Source organism: Kaistia hirudinis, from assembly GCF_014196455.1.
Lineage (GTDB): Bacteria > Pseudomonadota > Alphaproteobacteria > Rhizobiales > Kaistiaceae > Kaistia > Kaistia hirudinis.
Window position 1 is genome coordinate 747,463 of sequence record NZ_JACIDS010000002.1, and the last position, 13,950, is coordinate 761,412.

Below are 13,950 nucleotides of genomic sequence, written 5' to 3' on the forward strand. Positions count from 1 at the left end.
GTCACGCTGTCAGCGTGCCGGCAGGCCCTGCTTGCAGAAGGTGAAATCCATCAGGCGCGGATAGGCGGTCTGGGAGTTGTAGAGCCAGGCCTTGCATTCCTTGTAGGTCCTGAAGCAGCCGATGCCCCAGGCGCTCCAGAGGCCGCGATCCCACGGGTCGGGCTGCGAGCCCGAGAAGCGCGAGAACCAGACCTTGTTCGGCCCGACTTTGGCGGCGAGCGCGCGGCAATCGCCCTGGCTCAGATTGGTACCGCCGAAGCTCATGCCGAACCCGACCTGCGCTTCCGCAGCCGGAACGCTGGCCAGAACCGCGACCGCCGCGACCGCCGCCGCCATGGCTGCGCTTCGCGCCGACTTCCTCATCCGCTCGCCCATCTGCGAGACCTCCCTGTGGCGACGAGGCGGGTTTCCCGCCTCCTGCACAGTATAACGCCGCAGAAGGTGTCCGGCTGCGTCAAGATGTGCGCGCCGCGGTCAGCCCCTGCCGGCGACCTTCAGCGCGAAGGCGGTGGCGAAGGCCGTCTCCTTCAGGCTGTCGAACCGGCCGGAGGCGCCGCCATGGCCGGCGTCCATATTGGTCTTGAGCAGCAAGAGCGCGTCGCCGGTCTTCGTCTCGCGCAGCTTCGCCACCCATTTCGCCGGTTCCCAATAGGTGACGCGCGGATCGGTCAGCCCGCCGATGGCGAGGATCGGCGGATAGGCCTGGGCCGTGACATTGTCATAGGGCGAATAGGCCGCGATCGTCGCGAAATCGGCCGCGCTCTCGATCGGGTTGCCCCATTCGGGCCATTCGGGCGGCGTCAGCGGCAGCGTGTCGTCGAGCATGGTGTTGAGCACGTCGACGAAGGGGACCTCGGCGATGATGCCGCCGAAGAGGTCCGGCGCCATGTTGGCGACGGCGCCCATCAGCATGCCGCCGGCCGAACCGCCCCAGGCGACGATCTTGCCGCGCGCCGTGAAGCCTTCCCGCGCGAGATATTCGCCGGCCGCGACGAAATCCTTGAAGGAGTTGACCTTCTTCTCGCGTCGGCCTTCCCGGTACCAGCGATAGCCCTTGTCCTTGCCGCCGCGGATATGGGCGATGGCATAGACGAAGCCGCGATCGACCAGCGAGAGCCGCGTCGTCGAGAAGGAGGCGGGGATGGTGATGCCATAGGCGCCGTAGCCGTAGAGCAGCAGCGGTGCCGAGCCGTCGAGCGGCGTATCCTTGCGATAGAGCAGCGACACCGGAACCGTCTCGCCATCGCCGGCCGGCGCGAACACGCGACGCGTCACATAAGCGTCCGGGTCGTGCCCCGACGGCACTTCCTGTTCCTTGCGCAGGACGCGGGTGCGCGTCGCCATGTCGTAGTCATAGACCCGCGCCGGCGTCGTCATCGAGGAATAGGTGAAGCGCAGATTCGTCGTGTCGAATTCGTAGCCATCGCCGAGGCCGAGCGAATAGGCCTCCTCGTCGAAGGCGATCGCATGCTCCTCGCCGCTGGCGAGCGCGCGGATGACGATCCGCGGCAGGCCGGCGAAGCGCTCGAGGCGCACCATGAAGTCCTTGTAGAGGGTCAGGCCGAGGATCAGCGTGCCCGGCTGGTGCGGCACGAGGTCGATCCAGTTCTCGCGGCCGGGCGCGGCGACCGGTGCGGTGACGATCTTGAAATCCTCGGCGCCGTCCGCATTGGTCAGGATGTAGAGCCGGTCGCCATTGTGGTCGACGTCATATTCCTCGCCCGTCTTGCGCTCCGCGACGAGGCGCGGCGCGGCGGTCGGATCGGCGGCGTCGATGAGATGGACCTCCGCCGTCTCGTGGTCATGCGTCTCAATTAGAACGAAACGCGCCGACTGCGTCTGGCCGACGCCGAGGAAGAACCCCGGATCCGTCTCCTCATAGACGAGCACGTCTGCGCTCGCCGGCGTGCCGACGACATGGCGCAGCAGCTTGCAGGGCCGGTGGTTGTCGTCGAGCACGGTGTAGAACAGCGTACGCCCATCCGCGGCCCAGACCGAGCCGCCCGTCGTGCCTTCGATCCGGTCGTCGAGATCGTGACCCGTATCGGCCTCGCGGATGCGGATCGTGTAGGACTCCGAGCCGCGATCGTCGAACGACCAGGCGATCAGCCTGTGATCCGGGCTGTGGTCCGCCCCGCCGAGATCGAAATAGGCGAGCCCCTTCGCCATCGCGTCGGCATCGATCAGGATGGTCTCCGGCCCACCGTCGCGGGGCGTGCGCACGATCAGCGGATGCTGTGCGCCCTCGGTGTAGCGGCTCGCATAGGCATAGGGGCCGTCGGGCGCCGGGACGGAGGAATCATCCTCCTTGATGCGCGCGCGCATCTCCTTGAAGAGCGCCGCCTGCAGCGCCTCGGTGTCGGCCATCTCGGCGGCCGTATAGGCGTTCTCGGCGTCGAGATGCGCGCGAATTGCGGGATCGAGCGTCTCCGGCGCGCGCATCACCTCCTGCCAGTTGGCGGCGCGCAGCCAGGCATAGTCGTCGGTGATCGTCACGCCATGGTGCTGCGAGACGAGGGGTCGCTTGGCGGCAACGGGAGGTTTCAAGGGCAGGGGCTCCACGGGGAGAAGGAAGGGGCGGCAACGGCCGCCGGGCCGGGTCCTTCATTTGCCCATATCGGGCTCCAGCTTCAAGGAGCATCCGGCACAGGGGCGCGTCCGGAGCCGTCGCCGGCGGGGCGGTCCGAACGATGAATTCAGCGCAAGTCCCGGTTTTGCTTGGGAAACTCGCTTGACCGTGCTTTTCTTGTCATGTGCCGAATCGTGGGAATGAACGAAGGGAAGGAGAGAGCGACCAATGCTGCGGACGGTGAGCCTCGCGCTCTTTCTCTTTGCCTTCTGGTTGCTCCTGTCGGGCCATTATACGCTCTGGCTCGTCGGAGCGGGCGCCATCGTCTCGGTGGTGCTTGCGCTGGCGGGGCGGGCGCTCGGCTTTGCGGACGGGGAGGGTCACCCGGTCGAAAGGCTTCCCGCCGGCTTCGGCTACTGGCCCTGGCTCGCCCTCGAAATCATCCGCTCCTCCCTCCAGGTCGCGCGTGTGGTGATCGATCCGCGCCTGCCGATCGCGCCGCGCCTGTTCGAGGTGAAATGCGGTCCGAAGACCGCCGTCGGCATCGCCACCTACGCCAATTCGATCACGCTGACGCCGGGCACGGTCACGGTCGGCATCGACCGCGAGCGCGGCGTGCTGAGCGTGCACGCTTTGACGGCGGACGGCCGGAAGGGCGTCGAGGAGGGCGAGATGGACCGCCGTATCCAAGCCTTCGAAGGTCGGTCGGCATGATCGCCGGCGCGCTCCTCGCCGTTCTCGTCGCGGTCGCTCTGCTCGTCGTCCGCGTCCTGCGCGGCCCGACGACCTTCGATCGCCTGCTCGCCGCGAACTCGATCGGCAATGCCGCGATCGTGCTGCTGGCGCTGTTCGGCTTCCTGACCGAGAGGCCGGAGTTTCTCGATCTCGGGCTCACCTATGCGCTGCTCAACTATGTCGGGACCTTCGCGGTGCTGAAGTTCTACCGCTCCGGCTCGCTCGGCGCGGGCGCGGAGGACGGGACATGATCGAGATCGCGCGCGATATCGTGGGCGGGCTTTTTCTGGCGGCCGGCGCGGCGTTCTTCCTGATCGGCGCGATCGGCATGCACCGCATGCCCGAGCTCTTCTCGCGCATCCACGCCGCGTCGCTGGCCGATACGACCGGCGTCGGGCTGATCCTGATCGGATTGATGATCCATGGCGGCTTTTCGCTCGTCACGGTGAAGCTCGTCTTCCTTCTCATGTTCATGCTGTTCATGGGGCCGGTCGCGACCCACGCATTGGCGGCCGCCGCTCTGCAGGCCGGCCTGAAGCCTGGTTCGCCCACAACCCGCAAGCAGGTCGCCGCGCGCGCCACGAGGAAGGTCGCGGCCCATGCGGCCCCGCCGCGCAAGGGGAGGGGCAAGGCATGACGATCTCCGCCGAATTTCTGGAGCCGATCATCACGCTGGTGCTGCTTCTGCTGCTGGCGGTGATCGCGTTCGGGATCGTGCGCGTGCGCGGCCTCTTCGCGGTCGTGATCATGCTGGGCGCCTATTCCTTCCTGATGGCGACGCTGTTCATCGTGCTCGACGCGGTCGATGTCGCCATGACAGAGGCCTCCGTCGGCGCGGGCATTTCGACGGTTCTCTTCCTCGGCGCGCTCTATCTGACGGACGTCAAGGAGGCGACGGGCCGCGCACGGCGTCTGGCGCCGATGCTGGTTGCCGTGGTCACGGCAGGGGTTCTGATCTGGGGCCTCAGCGATCTGCCCGAATTCGGCTCTGCCGACCAGCCCATCCATACCAAGGGCGCCGACTATCTCGACCGTTCGATACCCGAGACGGGAATCCAGAACGTCGTCAGCTCGGTGCTTGCCAGCTATCGCGGCTTCGATACGCTCGGCGAGACGGCGGTGGTCTTCACCGCGGCCATCGGCGTTCTCGCGCTGTTTGCGCGCCGCCGCAGCGACGGGAAGGGCTGACCATGCGGCTCGACGTCGTCCTCCGCGTCACCACCAAATTCATCCTGGCGCCGCTGCTCCTGTTCGCCCTCTATGTGCAGTTCCACGGGGACTATGGGCCCGGCGGCGGCTTTCAGGCCGGCGTCATCGCGGCGGCGGCGATCATCCTCTATGGGCTGATCAACGGCCTCGCCGCGGCGCGACGTATCGTCCCCGACGCGGTCCTCGAACGGCTGATCCCGGCCGGCGTGCTGATCTACGCGCTTGTCGGCGTCGCCGGCATGTTCACCGGCGAGAATTTCCTCGGCTACAACCATCTCGCCCACGACGCGGTGCACGGCCAGGAATGGGGCGTTTTTCTCGTCGAGGCGGGCGTCTTCGTTACCGTCTTCTCCAGCATGGTCGGCATCTTCTACGCCTTCGCCGGCCGGAGACGCGCATGACGCTGATCGATCCGCTGATCGCGCTCGCGACGCGCGGCGTCACCATCTTCCTCATGGTGGCCGGGCTCTACGTGGTCATCGCCCGCGGCAACATGGTGAAGAAGCTCGTCGGCCTGTCGCTGTTCCAGTCGTCGGTCTATCTGCTCTTCATCCTGCCGGGAAAGATCGTCGGCGGCACCGCGCCGATCATCGATCCCGCCTTCGAGGTCTATGCCCATCCGCTGCCGCATGTCCTGATCCTGACGGCGATCGTGGTCGGCATCGGCACGCTGGCGCTCGGCCTCGCCCTCGTCGTCCGCATCCGCGAAGCGTTCGGTACGATCGAGGAGGACGAGATCCTGGCGCGTGAGGATGCCGTGCGGGTGGAGCGGGACGAATGATCGCCGCCCATCTCCCGGTCCTCGTGGTTCTGCTGCCGCTGTTCGGCGGCCTGCTCGCCGCGCTGTCGCGCCACAACGAGGCCGCGTTCTGGATCGCGCTGGTGGCAAGTATCGCGACGTTGGCCGCCGCGGCGGCCCTCGCCGGCCAGGTGATGGCGGGCGGGCCGATCAGCTACCGGATCGGCGGCTGGGATCCGGCGCTCGGCATCGAATACCGGATCGACGCCGTCAGCGCGCCGATCCTGCTGCTGGTCGCGGCCATGGGCGTCGCCGCCATCGTCTATGCCCGCCGCAGCGTTACGGTCGAGATCATCCCGGAGCGCGTCGCCTGGTACTATACGATGATGCTCATCTGCCTCGCCGGCCTGCTCGGCATGGCGGCGAGCGGCGATGCGTTCAACATCTTCGTCTTCCTCGAGATCTCCTCGCTCTCGACCTATACGCTGATCGCGCTCGGGCGGGACCGCCGCGCGCTGCTCGCGGCCTACCAATATCTGATCGTCGGCACGATCGGCGCGACCTTCTATGTGATCGGCGTCGGGCTGCTATATCTGTCGACCGGCACGCTGAACTTCGGCCTCATCGTCGAGCGCCTGCCGGAGATCACCAGCCCGCGCGCGTTGATCGCCGCAGAGGCGTTCATCGTCGTCGGCATCGCGCTGAAGCTGGCGCTCTTCCCGCTGCACGCCTGGCTGCCGAACGCCTATGCCTATGCGCCGTCCTCCGCGACGGCGCTGCTCGCCTCGACGGCAACCAAGGTCGCGGTCTATCTGCTGGCGCGCTATCTCTTCGCCGTCTTCGGCATCCAGCGCAGCGTCGGGCCGATCTCGGTCGCCGACGCCCTCATGGCGCTGTCGCTGCTCGCCATGTTCGCGGCCTCGCTTGCCGCGATCTTCCAGAACGACATCAAGCGGCTGCTCGCCTTCTCCTCCGTCGCGCAGATCGGCTACATCACACTCGGCCTCGCCATCGCCAACGAGGCCGGCGTGACCGGGGCCTTCCTGCACATCATGAACCACGCGCTGATGAAGGGCGCCGCCTTCATGGCGATCGGCGCGATCCTGATCAGCGCGGGGTCCTCCAAGCTCGACGAACTCGCCGGCATCGGACGCACCATGCCGGTGGCGGCCGGCGCGCTCACCGTCGCCGGGCTCGCGCTGATCGGCGTGCCCGGCACGAGCGGTTTCGTGTCGAAATGGTATCTCGTCCTCGGCGCCATCGAGGCCGGGCGGCTCTGGCTCGCCATCCTGATCGTCGCGAGCTCGGTGCTGGCCGTGCTCTATGTCGGGCGGATCCTCGAAGTGATCTGGTTCCGCGAGCCCGCGAAGCGCTCGCTGGAGGCGCAGGCGGTGCCCCTCAGCCTGCTGGCGCCGACGCTCGTGCTCGCGGCCCTCACGATCTGGTTCGGCCTCGACGCCGGCTTTCCCGTCGAGCTTGCGAGCAGCGCGGCGAAGGCGCTGCTCGGCGTTTCGAAGGGGGCGCTGCCATGACCGGCATGCTCCTCTCCGGCGAAGCGTCCCTGGCGCTCGCCCTTGTCATTCCGGCGCTGGCGGCGCTCGCGATCATCGCGCTCGCCCGTCATCCGAATCTGCGCGAAGCCGCGACGCTGGTCGCCGCGCTGGCGCTGTTCATCGTGGTCGTCGATCTGCTGACGGGCGTCCTCGCGGGGGCGCGGCCAGCGCTCGAACTGGCGCATCTGGCGCCCGGGCTCTCGATCGCGCTCCATGTCGATCCGCTCGGCATGCTGTTCACGGCAATTGCGGCGACGCTCTGGGTCGCGAATTCCGTCTATTCCATCGGCTATATGCGCGGGAATGATGAGCCGCGGCAGACGACCTTCTATGCCTGCTTCGCGATCGCGATCTTCGCGACCATGGGCCTCGCGCTCGCCGGCAACCTGCTGACGCTGTTCCTGTTCTACGAGATCCTCTCGCTCTCGACCTATCCGCTGGTGACGCTCAAGCGCTCGCGCGAGGCGATGCGCGCCGGCCGCATTTACCTGCTGACGCTGATCGGCGCCTCGATGATCCTGCTGCTGCCGGCAATCATCTGGACCTATGCCATCTCGGGCACGCTCGATTTTGCGCCCGGAGGCTTCCTCGCGGGCCGCGTCGGGCCGGAGGCGATGGCGGTCCTGCTGGGCCTCTATGTCTTCGGTGCCGCCAAGGCTGCGGTCATGCCGCTGCATCGCTGGCTGCCGAATGCCATGGTGGCGCCGACGCCGGTTTCCGCGCTCCTGCACGCCGTCGCGGTCGTGAAGGCGGGCGTGTTCACGATCCTGAAGGTCGTCGTCTCCGTCTTCGGGATCGAGACGCTGCAGACCACCGGCTCCTCGGCCTGGCTGGTCTATGTGGCCGGCTTCACGATCATCGCCGCCTCCTTTGTCGCGCTCAGTGCGGATGACCTGAAGCGGCGGCTCGCCTATTCGACGGTGAGCCAGCTCTCCTACATCGTCATGGCGGCCGCGCTGGCGACGCCGCTCGCCGTGATCGGCGCGGCGCTGCACATCGCCGCGCATGCCGTTTCCAAGATCACGCTCTTCTTCGCGGCCGGCTCGGTCTACACGGCCGAGCACGTCACCAAGGTCAGCGCCATGGACGGCATCGGCCGGCGCATGCCCTGGACGATGGCGGCCTTCACGATCGGCGCGCTGTCGATGATCGGCCTGCCGCCGACCGCCGGCTTCCTCGGCAAATGGTTCATGCTCGGCGCGGCGGGGGGCGCCGCCAACTGGTTCGCGGTTGGCGTGATCATCGTCTCGACGGTCCTCAACGCCGCCTACTTCCTGCCGATCATCTTCCGCGCCTTCATGAAGCCGGCGAACGGGCCGGTCCGTGAGGCGCCGCTGGCGATGGTCGTGGCGCTCACGGCAACCGCCGCCGGCACCATCCTGCTCTTCCTGCTGCCCGACATTCCGCTGCGGCTCGCCCGCGCGATGGTCGGCGTCTGACCCCGGAGTTAGCCATGGCAACGCCACGCGGCATCCTTGCGATCGAGCCCCGGCGGCGGCGCGTCCTCGCCATAGCCGTCGTCGTCTTGCTCGTTCTCGTCGGGGTGGATTTCTTCGTCGAGCATCACGGCGCCTTCGGCATCGACGGCACACCCGGCTTCGCGGCCTGGTACGGCTTCGCGTCGGCGGTGTTCTTCGTCGCGCTGGCACTCGGCTGGGCAAGCCTTGCCGCCGTGCGCGGAGGGCGCCGCGATGACTGACGCGCTCGCCGCGATGTCTCCCGCCTATCCGCTCATCGTCGGGAGTTTGGCCGTCCTGCTTTTTCGTCGCGGCGTGGTGCAGGATGCGCTCGCGCTGCTTGCGCCGTTGGCGGCCCTCGCGCTGGTCTGGCTCGTCCCGGAAGGCACCTCGGTCCCCTTGCAGTGGCTCGGCCTGCAGCTTCACCCTGTTGCCTCGGATTGGCTGGCGCGGCTCTTCGGAACCGCCTTCGCGCTCGCCGCGGCGGCGGGCGTGCTGTTCGCGCTCGACCGGCGCAGCACGATGGAGCGCGCGGCGGCGCTGCTCTATGCTGGCGCCGCCATGGGCGTCGCCTTCGCGGGCGACCTCGCCACGCTCTTCGTCTATTGGGAGCTCATGGCGATCGGCTCGACCCTCGTCGTCCTGGCCGGGGGAGCGAGCCAGGCCGCCCTCCGCTACGCGCTGATGCATGTCTTCGGCGGCATTCTCTTCTTCGCGGGCCTCGGCATCGTTGCCGCCGAGCCCGGCGGCCTTGCGCTCCGGGTGTTCCAGGCCGGTTCGCCCGGAAGCTGGCTGCTGCTCGCCGGCATCCTCGTGAATGCCGGTGCGCCGCCGGTCTCTGCCTGGGTCGCCGACGCCTATCCGCGCGCATCCTGGTCCGGCGCCGTCTTCCTCTCGGCCTTCACGACCAAGGCGGCGGTCTATGTTCTGATCCGCCTGTTTCCCGGCGAGGCGGTGCTCGTCCCGATCGGTCTCTTCATGGCGATCTATGCGCTCGTCTATGCGCTGATCGAGAACGACATCCGCCGCATGCTGTCCTATTCGATCGTCGGACAGGTCGGCTTCATGCTGGTCGCCGTCGGGATCGGCTCCGAGCACGCGCTCGCCGCCGCGGCGGCGCATGCCTTCGTCCATATCCTCTACAAGTCACTGCTGATGATGGCGGCGGGCGCCATACTGCGCGCCACGGGCGAGATCCGCCTGTCCGCGCTCGGCGGCCTGGCAAAGCTGATGCCGGTGACCGCCGCAGCCATGGTGGTCGGCGGCTTTTCGCTCGCCGCCGTTCCCTTCACGGCCGGGTTCGTCTCGAAATCGGCGATCATGGCCGCGCTGGCCGATGACCATGCTGCCCTCGCCTGGTTCCTCCTGACAGCCGTGTCGGCCGGCTCGTTCCTCTATGCCGGTCTGAGGCTGCCCTTCTTCGCGCTCGTGAACGGGAAGGCGCCCGACACCGTCGCGCCACTGCCGGTCTCTATGAAGCTCGCCATGCTCGTCATGGCGGCGTTCAATCTTGCCATCGGCTTCTCTCCGGCGCTGCTCGCCCGCCTTGCGCCGCCCATCGGGGCCGTTAAGGTGCTCAGCGCAGATCATATTCTGTTCCAACTTCAGCTTATCGTCGCAGCCGGGATTTGTTTCGGAGTGTTGCTGAAACTACTTGCGCCGAAGTCACGCATTACGATTGATTTCGACTGGCTGTGGCGCGAGCTTCCGGCTGCGGTGCTGGGCCGCCTGATCCGCGCGCGCAAGCAGCTGCAGGGCTTCTTCGAGCCCGTGCTAACAACGGCAAGATCCGGAATTGGCGAGCGTTTTCCGGTTTGGGCGGTCCGCCTGCTCGAGGCCGGGAACTGGCGGACCGGCGATATCGCGCTGGCAGCGACGGCCTTGCTCGGCCTCGCACTACTCGTCGCGGCGGTATGATGCCGACTGTTCACGCATATGATGCGGGAAAGTTAGTGGCGAGACGAATCGCCGCGATCCATCGCCGCTCAATGTTCAAGCATAGGCAGATCGGCACTTGTATTCAGATAATCAGGTCTATATAGAAACTGACCAATAACGGAATCAGCGTGGTTGCAGGTGGCTGTGAGTTGCGCTCGAAGAAGCCGCAGCTTTGACAGGCTGACTGCATTTTGTGGAATCACCGCAACAGTCTCAACGAACAACGACCGAGGTAAGGTATCGTGATGAGTGATAAAACCCCTAGCACCGATCTGATCGATCTGACGGCGGATATCGTTTCCGCTTACGTCAGCAATAATTCGATCTCGGCACATGACCTGCCGGGGCTGATTTCGGAAGTATTCCAGGCTCTCAGCCGCACCCACGGCGGTGTCGTCGAGGTCGAGCCCGAGCCGCTCAAGCCCGCAGTCAATCCGAAGAAGTCGGTCTTCCCGGACTTCATCATCTGCCTCGAGGACGGGAAGAAGTTCAAGTCGCTGAAGCGCCACCTGCGCACGCATTACGACCTCTCCCCGGAAGAATATCGCGAGAAGTGGGGCCTGCCGGCGGACTATCCGATGGTTGCGCCGAACTACGCTGCCGCGCGTTCCGAGCTGGCCAAGAAGATGGGCCTCGGCCAGCAGCGCAAGCGCCGCTGATCTCTTATTCTGCTGCTTGTATTGCGAAGGGCCCGGTTTTCCGGGCCCTTTTGTTTTGGGGCAGGGGATGATTGGCGTGTTGTTGCCCTTCGCAGTATCCTGATGTCTGGACAGGCTGGGTGTAAGCAACGGGCGAGACCATGGCTGGTCGATCGAACCGGTTCGCTTGGCTGGGTGTAGGCTATGCGCTGGTGGTGCTCGCCACGTGCGGCGGGATGGTCACCGCCGCCGCCCAATCCGCTGAGCCGGCGACGGTGGAGCGCCGGCTTCCCTTTGGCCCCGCCGAGGCCATCCTGCTCCGCTCGACGCTGATCGGCACGAACCTCTCGAACGCAACGGGCGAATACGCCCTGCTGCGCGGGCTGATGACCCCCGAAACCGCTGCTGTATTGCCCGTCGAGGCGCTGGCCACTCTCTTCGCGCCCTGGCGGGCGAAGCAGCGTGATTTCGGCTTCGCCGCGATCGCGGATGCGGAGCTGTCGGAGCCGCCTTCGCTGTCCCCGGACGGCGAACTGAGGCTGGCCGGCGAGGTGCCGACACCGAGCTTCAAGCTGGCCTTCGAACTCGTCTATGTGAAGCCCTCGAGCCGCTGGCTCCTGAAGCGCTTCTCCTTCGGCGACGGCACGATCACGATCCGCTCGACCGACGTTCCCGCCGTCACACAGGCCCGGAAGACGGCGCCGCCGGTGCGGAGCCTGGCGGTCCCGGTCACCACCACGGACCGCATTCCGCCGCTTCCGCCGACCCGGCCCTGGTACTGAGCAGACGGGTCAAAGAAATCTATCCCCGCCTTCCGAAACTGCCTTACGCTACCATAGGAAGAAATTCCTATGTGTTAGCGTATGCGTTGAGTCGGGGAGATTCGAATGGTTGGCGGACCAAATGGGCGGCGACCGCGGGGGAGCCATGGGGAGCGCGATCAGTTTGCGCGAAGGCTGGGAACGGTGCTGGCCGAGATGATCGGCGGCACGCTGTCCGTGGATCCGGGCCGCATCGCCCGAAAGGGGCGCGGCGATGCGCGGACAGCCTTTGCACGGCATGTCGCGATCTATCTGGCCTGCACGCGCTTCGGGGTAACCTTCACCGAGGCCGGACGGATCTTCGGACGGGATCGGACCACGGCGGCCTATGCGTGTCGCCGGATCGAGGAAGCGCGTGACGGGGTGCGGACGGACAGGTTGGTGGAACAGCTCGATCGTGCCGTCAGTGCCCGGATCGGCCCTGCGGCCGGGCGGGAACGCGCCGCATGAAGACGCCATCGGACGAAATGAAGCTGGTCCGGCGCCTCGCCGGCCTCGGACGCTACCTGGTCGTAACCGGGGATATCGTGCTGTTGCGATCGGATTCCGGCGGCGAGGCGACGCCGGTGGCGGCAACGCTCTTCCGGCGGCTCCGCGCGAGCGGGGCATTGCGGGAGGATGGCGAGGGCCATTGGCGGCTTTCCGAGCCGGGCCGCAGCCTTGCCCGACGCCTGGTGGCGAATGGCGGCGCCGTCGACGGGCAGCACCAGCTCCGCGGTCACGCGAAGGTCGGGGATGGCGCCGACGAGCGCTGGGTTTCCGTCGATCTCGGCGAGAGCCCGCTCTCCTGGATGCGGGCGCGGAAGGGGCGCGACGGCGAGCCGATGATCGACGACGTCGCCTATGAGGCCGGGGAGCGGCTGCGCGCCGATTTCACGCGCGGGCAGATGATGCCGCGGGTGACGGCGAACTGGAATCTCGGCGCGCCGGCCGGCCGCCGCAGCGGTGCGGCGGGCGGCATGGGCGAACTGACCGATGCGGCGCTCGCCGCCCGAATCCGCGTCGAGCGCGCCATGACCGCGCTCGGCCCGGAACTGTCCGGCACGGTGCTGGATTTCTGCTGCTTCCTGAAGGGCATCGAGGCCATCGAGCGGGAGCGGGGCTGGCCGAAACGCTCGGCCCGTCTCGTCCTGCAACTCGGCCTCTCGGCGCTTGCACGCCATTATGGCTTCTCGCGCGAGGCGGTCGGTCCGCCGCGGCGGGGGAGCGAGACGCTGCGCCGCGACGCCGGCTGATCAGGTGGCGACGGCGGCTGCCTCGTCCTTGATGCGCTTGACCATGGACCGCAATCCGTTCGAGCGCTGCGCGGTCAGGTGTTCGCGCAGCCCCAGCTGCGCGAAGACCGCCTCGGCATCGGTCGCGACGATCTCGGCGGTCGTCCGGCCCGAAAATATCGCAATCGCCAGCGCCACGAGGCCGCGCACGATCAGCGCATCGCTGTCGCCGACGAGATCGATATGCGTCCCATCGGCCTCGGGGCGGAGCCTCGTCTGGAGCCAGACCTGGCTGGCGCAGCCATGGACGCGGTTCGCTTCGTTATGGGCCTCTTCCGGCAGCGGTTCGAGCGCGCGGCCGAGCTCGATCAGGTACCGATAGCGGTCTTCCCAATCATCGAGAAAAGCGAAATCCTCGAGGATCTGGGCGAGGGCGGGGACGGTTTCCGGAGCGGTCATGGCGGACATATAGCGTCCGCGCTGAGGGAACGAAACCGTTGGCGGCGGATCGTGAAGACAAAAGCGCCGCGGGCGAAAAGGGCAGGGACGCCCGCGGCGCCCGGCAAGGCACGCCGGGAAACAAGGATCAGGCGTCGCGGCCGGGAGCCGGCGCACGCCATGTGGGGCCGAGATCTTCGAGCCGCAGCGTTCCGCGTGCCGCTTCGCCGGCCGGTCCATGGTTGCCGCCCTCGACGGCCGCCTCGAACAGCGCGGCGCCGACGCGAGCCTTGGCCGCGACGGCCTGTAGCGCCGCCATGCCGTTGCTGCAGACATCCGGCTGGCGCTCGCAAAGGCCCGCGACATCGGCAATCGCGCCACGCACGGATTGAAGCGCGGCGATCGCGACGGCCGCCGGCGCAGGCTTGCCGTTGGCCGGATCGCCCGGGATCAGGAAAACCACAAGACACAACCAGAAAGCGGCCCGCAGAATGAACATGGCTTGACCTTCGGTACGCAGAAACACGTCGCTGCTGTCACGGATTGCCGTGATCTCGTCGCAGGTTGTAGCGCCAGGAATTGAAACGTCGGTTCAGCCGATCGATAGAATTTTAGCGATTGCCGGGACGCCGCCCCCTT

Annotated in this window: 18 protein-coding genes; 14 read left to right on the forward strand and 4 right to left on the reverse strand. The window is 67.1% G+C overall.

The genetic code is table 11. The annotated features are described in order from the left end of the window. Positions 1-9: 9 nt before the first annotated feature. Positions 10-375, reverse strand: coding sequence for a hypothetical protein (locus tag GGR25_RS08575; RefSeq protein ID WP_183398321.1), 366 nt, complete (start codon positions 373-375; stop codon positions 10-12). A 99-nt stretch (positions 376-474) separates the two neighbouring features. Continuing rightward, on the reverse strand, positions 475-2,547 hold the full coding sequence (locus tag GGR25_RS08580; protein WP_183398322.1) for a S9 family peptidase: 2,073 nt from the start codon (positions 2,545-2,547) through the stop codon (positions 475-477). 250 nt (positions 2,548-2,797) lie between these two features. Between GGR25_RS08580 and GGR25_RS08585 the strand changes: the two genes are divergently transcribed. From GGR25_RS08585 to GGR25_RS08645, 14 genes are all read left to right on the forward strand, one after another. Then, positions 2,798-3,283 carry a Na+/H+ antiporter subunit E gene (locus tag GGR25_RS08585; protein WP_183398323.1) on the forward strand — a complete coding sequence of 162 codons (486 nt, stop codon included), beginning with the start codon at positions 2,798-2,800 and terminating at the stop codon, positions 3,281-3,283. After that, positions 3,280-3,555, forward strand: coding sequence for an MrpF/PhaF family protein (locus tag GGR25_RS08590; protein ID WP_183398324.1), 276 nt, complete (start codon positions 3,280-3,282; stop codon positions 3,553-3,555). Before GGR25_RS08585 ends, GGR25_RS08590 begins: the two co-directional genes overlap by 4 nt. Then, positions 3,552-3,941, forward strand: a complete 390-nt coding sequence (gene mnhG, locus GGR25_RS08595; RefSeq protein ID WP_183398325.1) for a monovalent cation/H(+) antiporter subunit G — start codon at positions 3,552-3,554, stop codon at positions 3,939-3,941. The genes GGR25_RS08590 and mnhG overlap by 4 nt, the downstream gene beginning before the upstream one ends. Then, positions 3,938-4,492 (forward strand): DUF4040 domain-containing protein, encoded by a 555-nt coding sequence (locus tag GGR25_RS08600; RefSeq protein ID WP_183398326.1) that lies wholly within the window; start codon positions 3,938-3,940, stop codon positions 4,490-4,492. Before mnhG ends, GGR25_RS08600 begins: the two co-directional genes overlap by 4 nt. 2 nt (positions 4,493-4,494) lie before the next feature. After that, complete coding sequence (locus GGR25_RS08605) at positions 4,495-4,914, forward strand: Na(+)/H(+) antiporter subunit B (protein WP_183398327.1); 420 nt, start codon at positions 4,495-4,497, stop codon at positions 4,912-4,914. Beyond that, a complete protein-coding gene (locus GGR25_RS08610; RefSeq protein WP_183398328.1) occupies positions 4,911-5,294 on the forward strand; it encodes a cation:proton antiporter subunit C in 384 nt (127 codons plus the stop codon). The genes GGR25_RS08605 and GGR25_RS08610 overlap by 4 nt, the downstream gene beginning before the upstream one ends. Continuing rightward, on the forward strand, positions 5,291-6,784 hold the full coding sequence (locus GGR25_RS24565; RefSeq protein WP_210299853.1) for a monovalent cation/H+ antiporter subunit D family protein: 1,494 nt from the start codon (positions 5,291-5,293) through the stop codon (positions 6,782-6,784). The genes GGR25_RS08610 and GGR25_RS24565 overlap by 4 nt, the downstream gene beginning before the upstream one ends. Positions 6,785-6,789: 5 nt before the next feature. Further along, entirely contained in the window at positions 6,790-8,244 is a 1,455-nt protein-coding gene (locus tag GGR25_RS08615) for a proton-conducting transporter transmembrane domain-containing protein (RefSeq protein ID WP_210299892.1), read from the forward strand. A 14-nt stretch (positions 8,245-8,258) separates the two neighbouring features. Continuing rightward, on the forward strand, positions 8,259-8,504 hold the full coding sequence (locus GGR25_RS08620; protein ID WP_183398330.1) for a hypothetical protein: 246 nt from the start codon (positions 8,259-8,261) through the stop codon (positions 8,502-8,504). Beyond that, positions 8,497-10,179, forward strand: a complete 1,683-nt coding sequence (locus GGR25_RS08625) for a proton-conducting transporter transmembrane domain-containing protein (RefSeq protein WP_183398331.1) — start codon at positions 8,497-8,499, stop codon at positions 10,177-10,179. Before GGR25_RS08620 ends, GGR25_RS08625 begins: the two co-directional genes overlap by 8 nt. Positions 10,180-10,445: 266 nt before the next feature. Further along, positions 10,446-10,859, forward strand: coding sequence for a Ros/MucR family transcriptional regulator (locus GGR25_RS08630; protein ID WP_183398332.1), 414 nt, complete (start codon positions 10,446-10,448; stop codon positions 10,857-10,859). A gap of 140 nt (positions 10,860-10,999) precedes the next feature. Then, positions 11,000-11,620: a hypothetical protein gene (locus GGR25_RS08635; RefSeq protein ID WP_183398333.1), complete on the forward strand. Its 621-nt coding sequence runs from the start codon at positions 11,000-11,002 to the stop codon at positions 11,618-11,620. 195 nt (positions 11,621-11,815) lie between these two features. Then, the gene (locus GGR25_RS08640) at positions 11,816-12,109 is read left to right on the forward strand and encodes a helix-turn-helix domain-containing protein (RefSeq protein ID WP_183398334.1); all 294 of its coding nucleotides are present in this window, start codon (positions 11,816-11,818) and stop codon (positions 12,107-12,109) included. Beyond that, positions 12,106-12,894: a DUF6456 domain-containing protein gene (locus GGR25_RS08645; protein WP_183398335.1), complete on the forward strand. Its 789-nt coding sequence runs from the start codon at positions 12,106-12,108 to the stop codon at positions 12,892-12,894. Before GGR25_RS08640 ends, GGR25_RS08645 begins: the two co-directional genes overlap by 4 nt. On the opposite strand, the gene GGR25_RS08650 is transcribed toward GGR25_RS08645, so the two are convergent. Continuing rightward, positions 12,895-13,341 (reverse strand): SufE family protein, encoded by a 447-nt coding sequence (locus GGR25_RS08650; RefSeq protein WP_380146348.1) that lies wholly within the window; start codon positions 13,339-13,341, stop codon positions 12,895-12,897. A gap of 118 nt (positions 13,342-13,459) precedes the next feature. Beyond that, the gene (locus tag GGR25_RS08655) at positions 13,460-13,810 is read right to left on the reverse strand and encodes a DUF5330 domain-containing protein (protein WP_210299854.1); all 351 of its coding nucleotides are present in this window, start codon (positions 13,808-13,810) and stop codon (positions 13,460-13,462) included. Positions 13,811-13,950 lie beyond the last annotated feature (140 nt).

What these genes read in the sequence shown, in the direction of transcription:
- GGR25_RS08575 (WP_183398321.1), bottom strand. Translation starts at nt 375, where the DNA reads ATGGGCGAGCGGATGAGGAAGTCGGCGCGAAGCGCAGCCATGGCGGCG.
- GGR25_RS08585 (WP_183398323.1), top strand. Translation starts at nt 2,798, where the DNA reads ATGCTGCGGACGGTGAGCCTCGCGCTCTTTCTCTTTGCCTTCTGGTTG.
- GGR25_RS08590 (WP_183398324.1), top strand. Translation starts at nt 3,280, where the DNA reads ATGATCGCCGGCGCGCTCCTCGCCGTTCTCGTCGCGGTCGCTCTGCTC.
- mnhG (WP_183398325.1), top strand. Translation starts at nt 3,552, where the DNA reads ATGATCGAGATCGCGCGCGATATCGTGGGCGGGCTTTTTCTGGCGGCC.
- GGR25_RS08600 (WP_183398326.1), top strand. Translation starts at nt 3,938, where the DNA reads ATGACGATCTCCGCCGAATTTCTGGAGCCGATCATCACGCTGGTGCTG.
- GGR25_RS08605 (WP_183398327.1), top strand. Translation starts at nt 4,495, where the DNA reads ATGCGGCTCGACGTCGTCCTCCGCGTCACCACCAAATTCATCCTGGCG.
- GGR25_RS08610 (WP_183398328.1), top strand. Translation starts at nt 4,911, where the DNA reads ATGACGCTGATCGATCCGCTGATCGCGCTCGCGACGCGCGGCGTCACC.
- GGR25_RS24565 (WP_210299853.1), top strand. Translation starts at nt 5,291, where the DNA reads ATGATCGCCGCCCATCTCCCGGTCCTCGTGGTTCTGCTGCCGCTGTTC.
- GGR25_RS08615 (WP_210299892.1), top strand. Translation starts at nt 6,790, where the DNA reads ATGCTCCTCTCCGGCGAAGCGTCCCTGGCGCTCGCCCTTGTCATTCCG.
- GGR25_RS08620 (WP_183398330.1), top strand. Translation starts at nt 8,259, where the DNA reads ATGGCAACGCCACGCGGCATCCTTGCGATCGAGCCCCGGCGGCGGCGC.
- GGR25_RS08625 (WP_183398331.1), top strand. Translation starts at nt 8,497, where the DNA reads ATGACTGACGCGCTCGCCGCGATGTCTCCCGCCTATCCGCTCATCGTC.
- GGR25_RS08630 (WP_183398332.1), top strand. Translation starts at nt 10,446, where the DNA reads ATGAGTGATAAAACCCCTAGCACCGATCTGATCGATCTGACGGCGGAT.
- GGR25_RS08635 (WP_183398333.1), top strand. Translation starts at nt 11,000, where the DNA reads ATGGCTGGTCGATCGAACCGGTTCGCTTGGCTGGGTGTAGGCTATGCG.
- GGR25_RS08640 (WP_183398334.1), top strand. Translation starts at nt 11,816, where the DNA reads ATGATCGGCGGCACGCTGTCCGTGGATCCGGGCCGCATCGCCCGAAAG.
- GGR25_RS08645 (WP_183398335.1), top strand. Translation starts at nt 12,106, where the DNA reads ATGAAGACGCCATCGGACGAAATGAAGCTGGTCCGGCGCCTCGCCGGC.
- GGR25_RS08650 (WP_380146348.1), bottom strand. Translation starts at nt 13,341, where the DNA reads ATGTCCGCCATGACCGCTCCGGAAACCGTCCCCGCCCTCGCCCAGATC.
- GGR25_RS08655 (WP_210299854.1), bottom strand. Translation starts at nt 13,810, where the DNA reads ATGTTCATTCTGCGGGCCGCTTTCTGGTTGTGTCTTGTGGTTTTCCTG.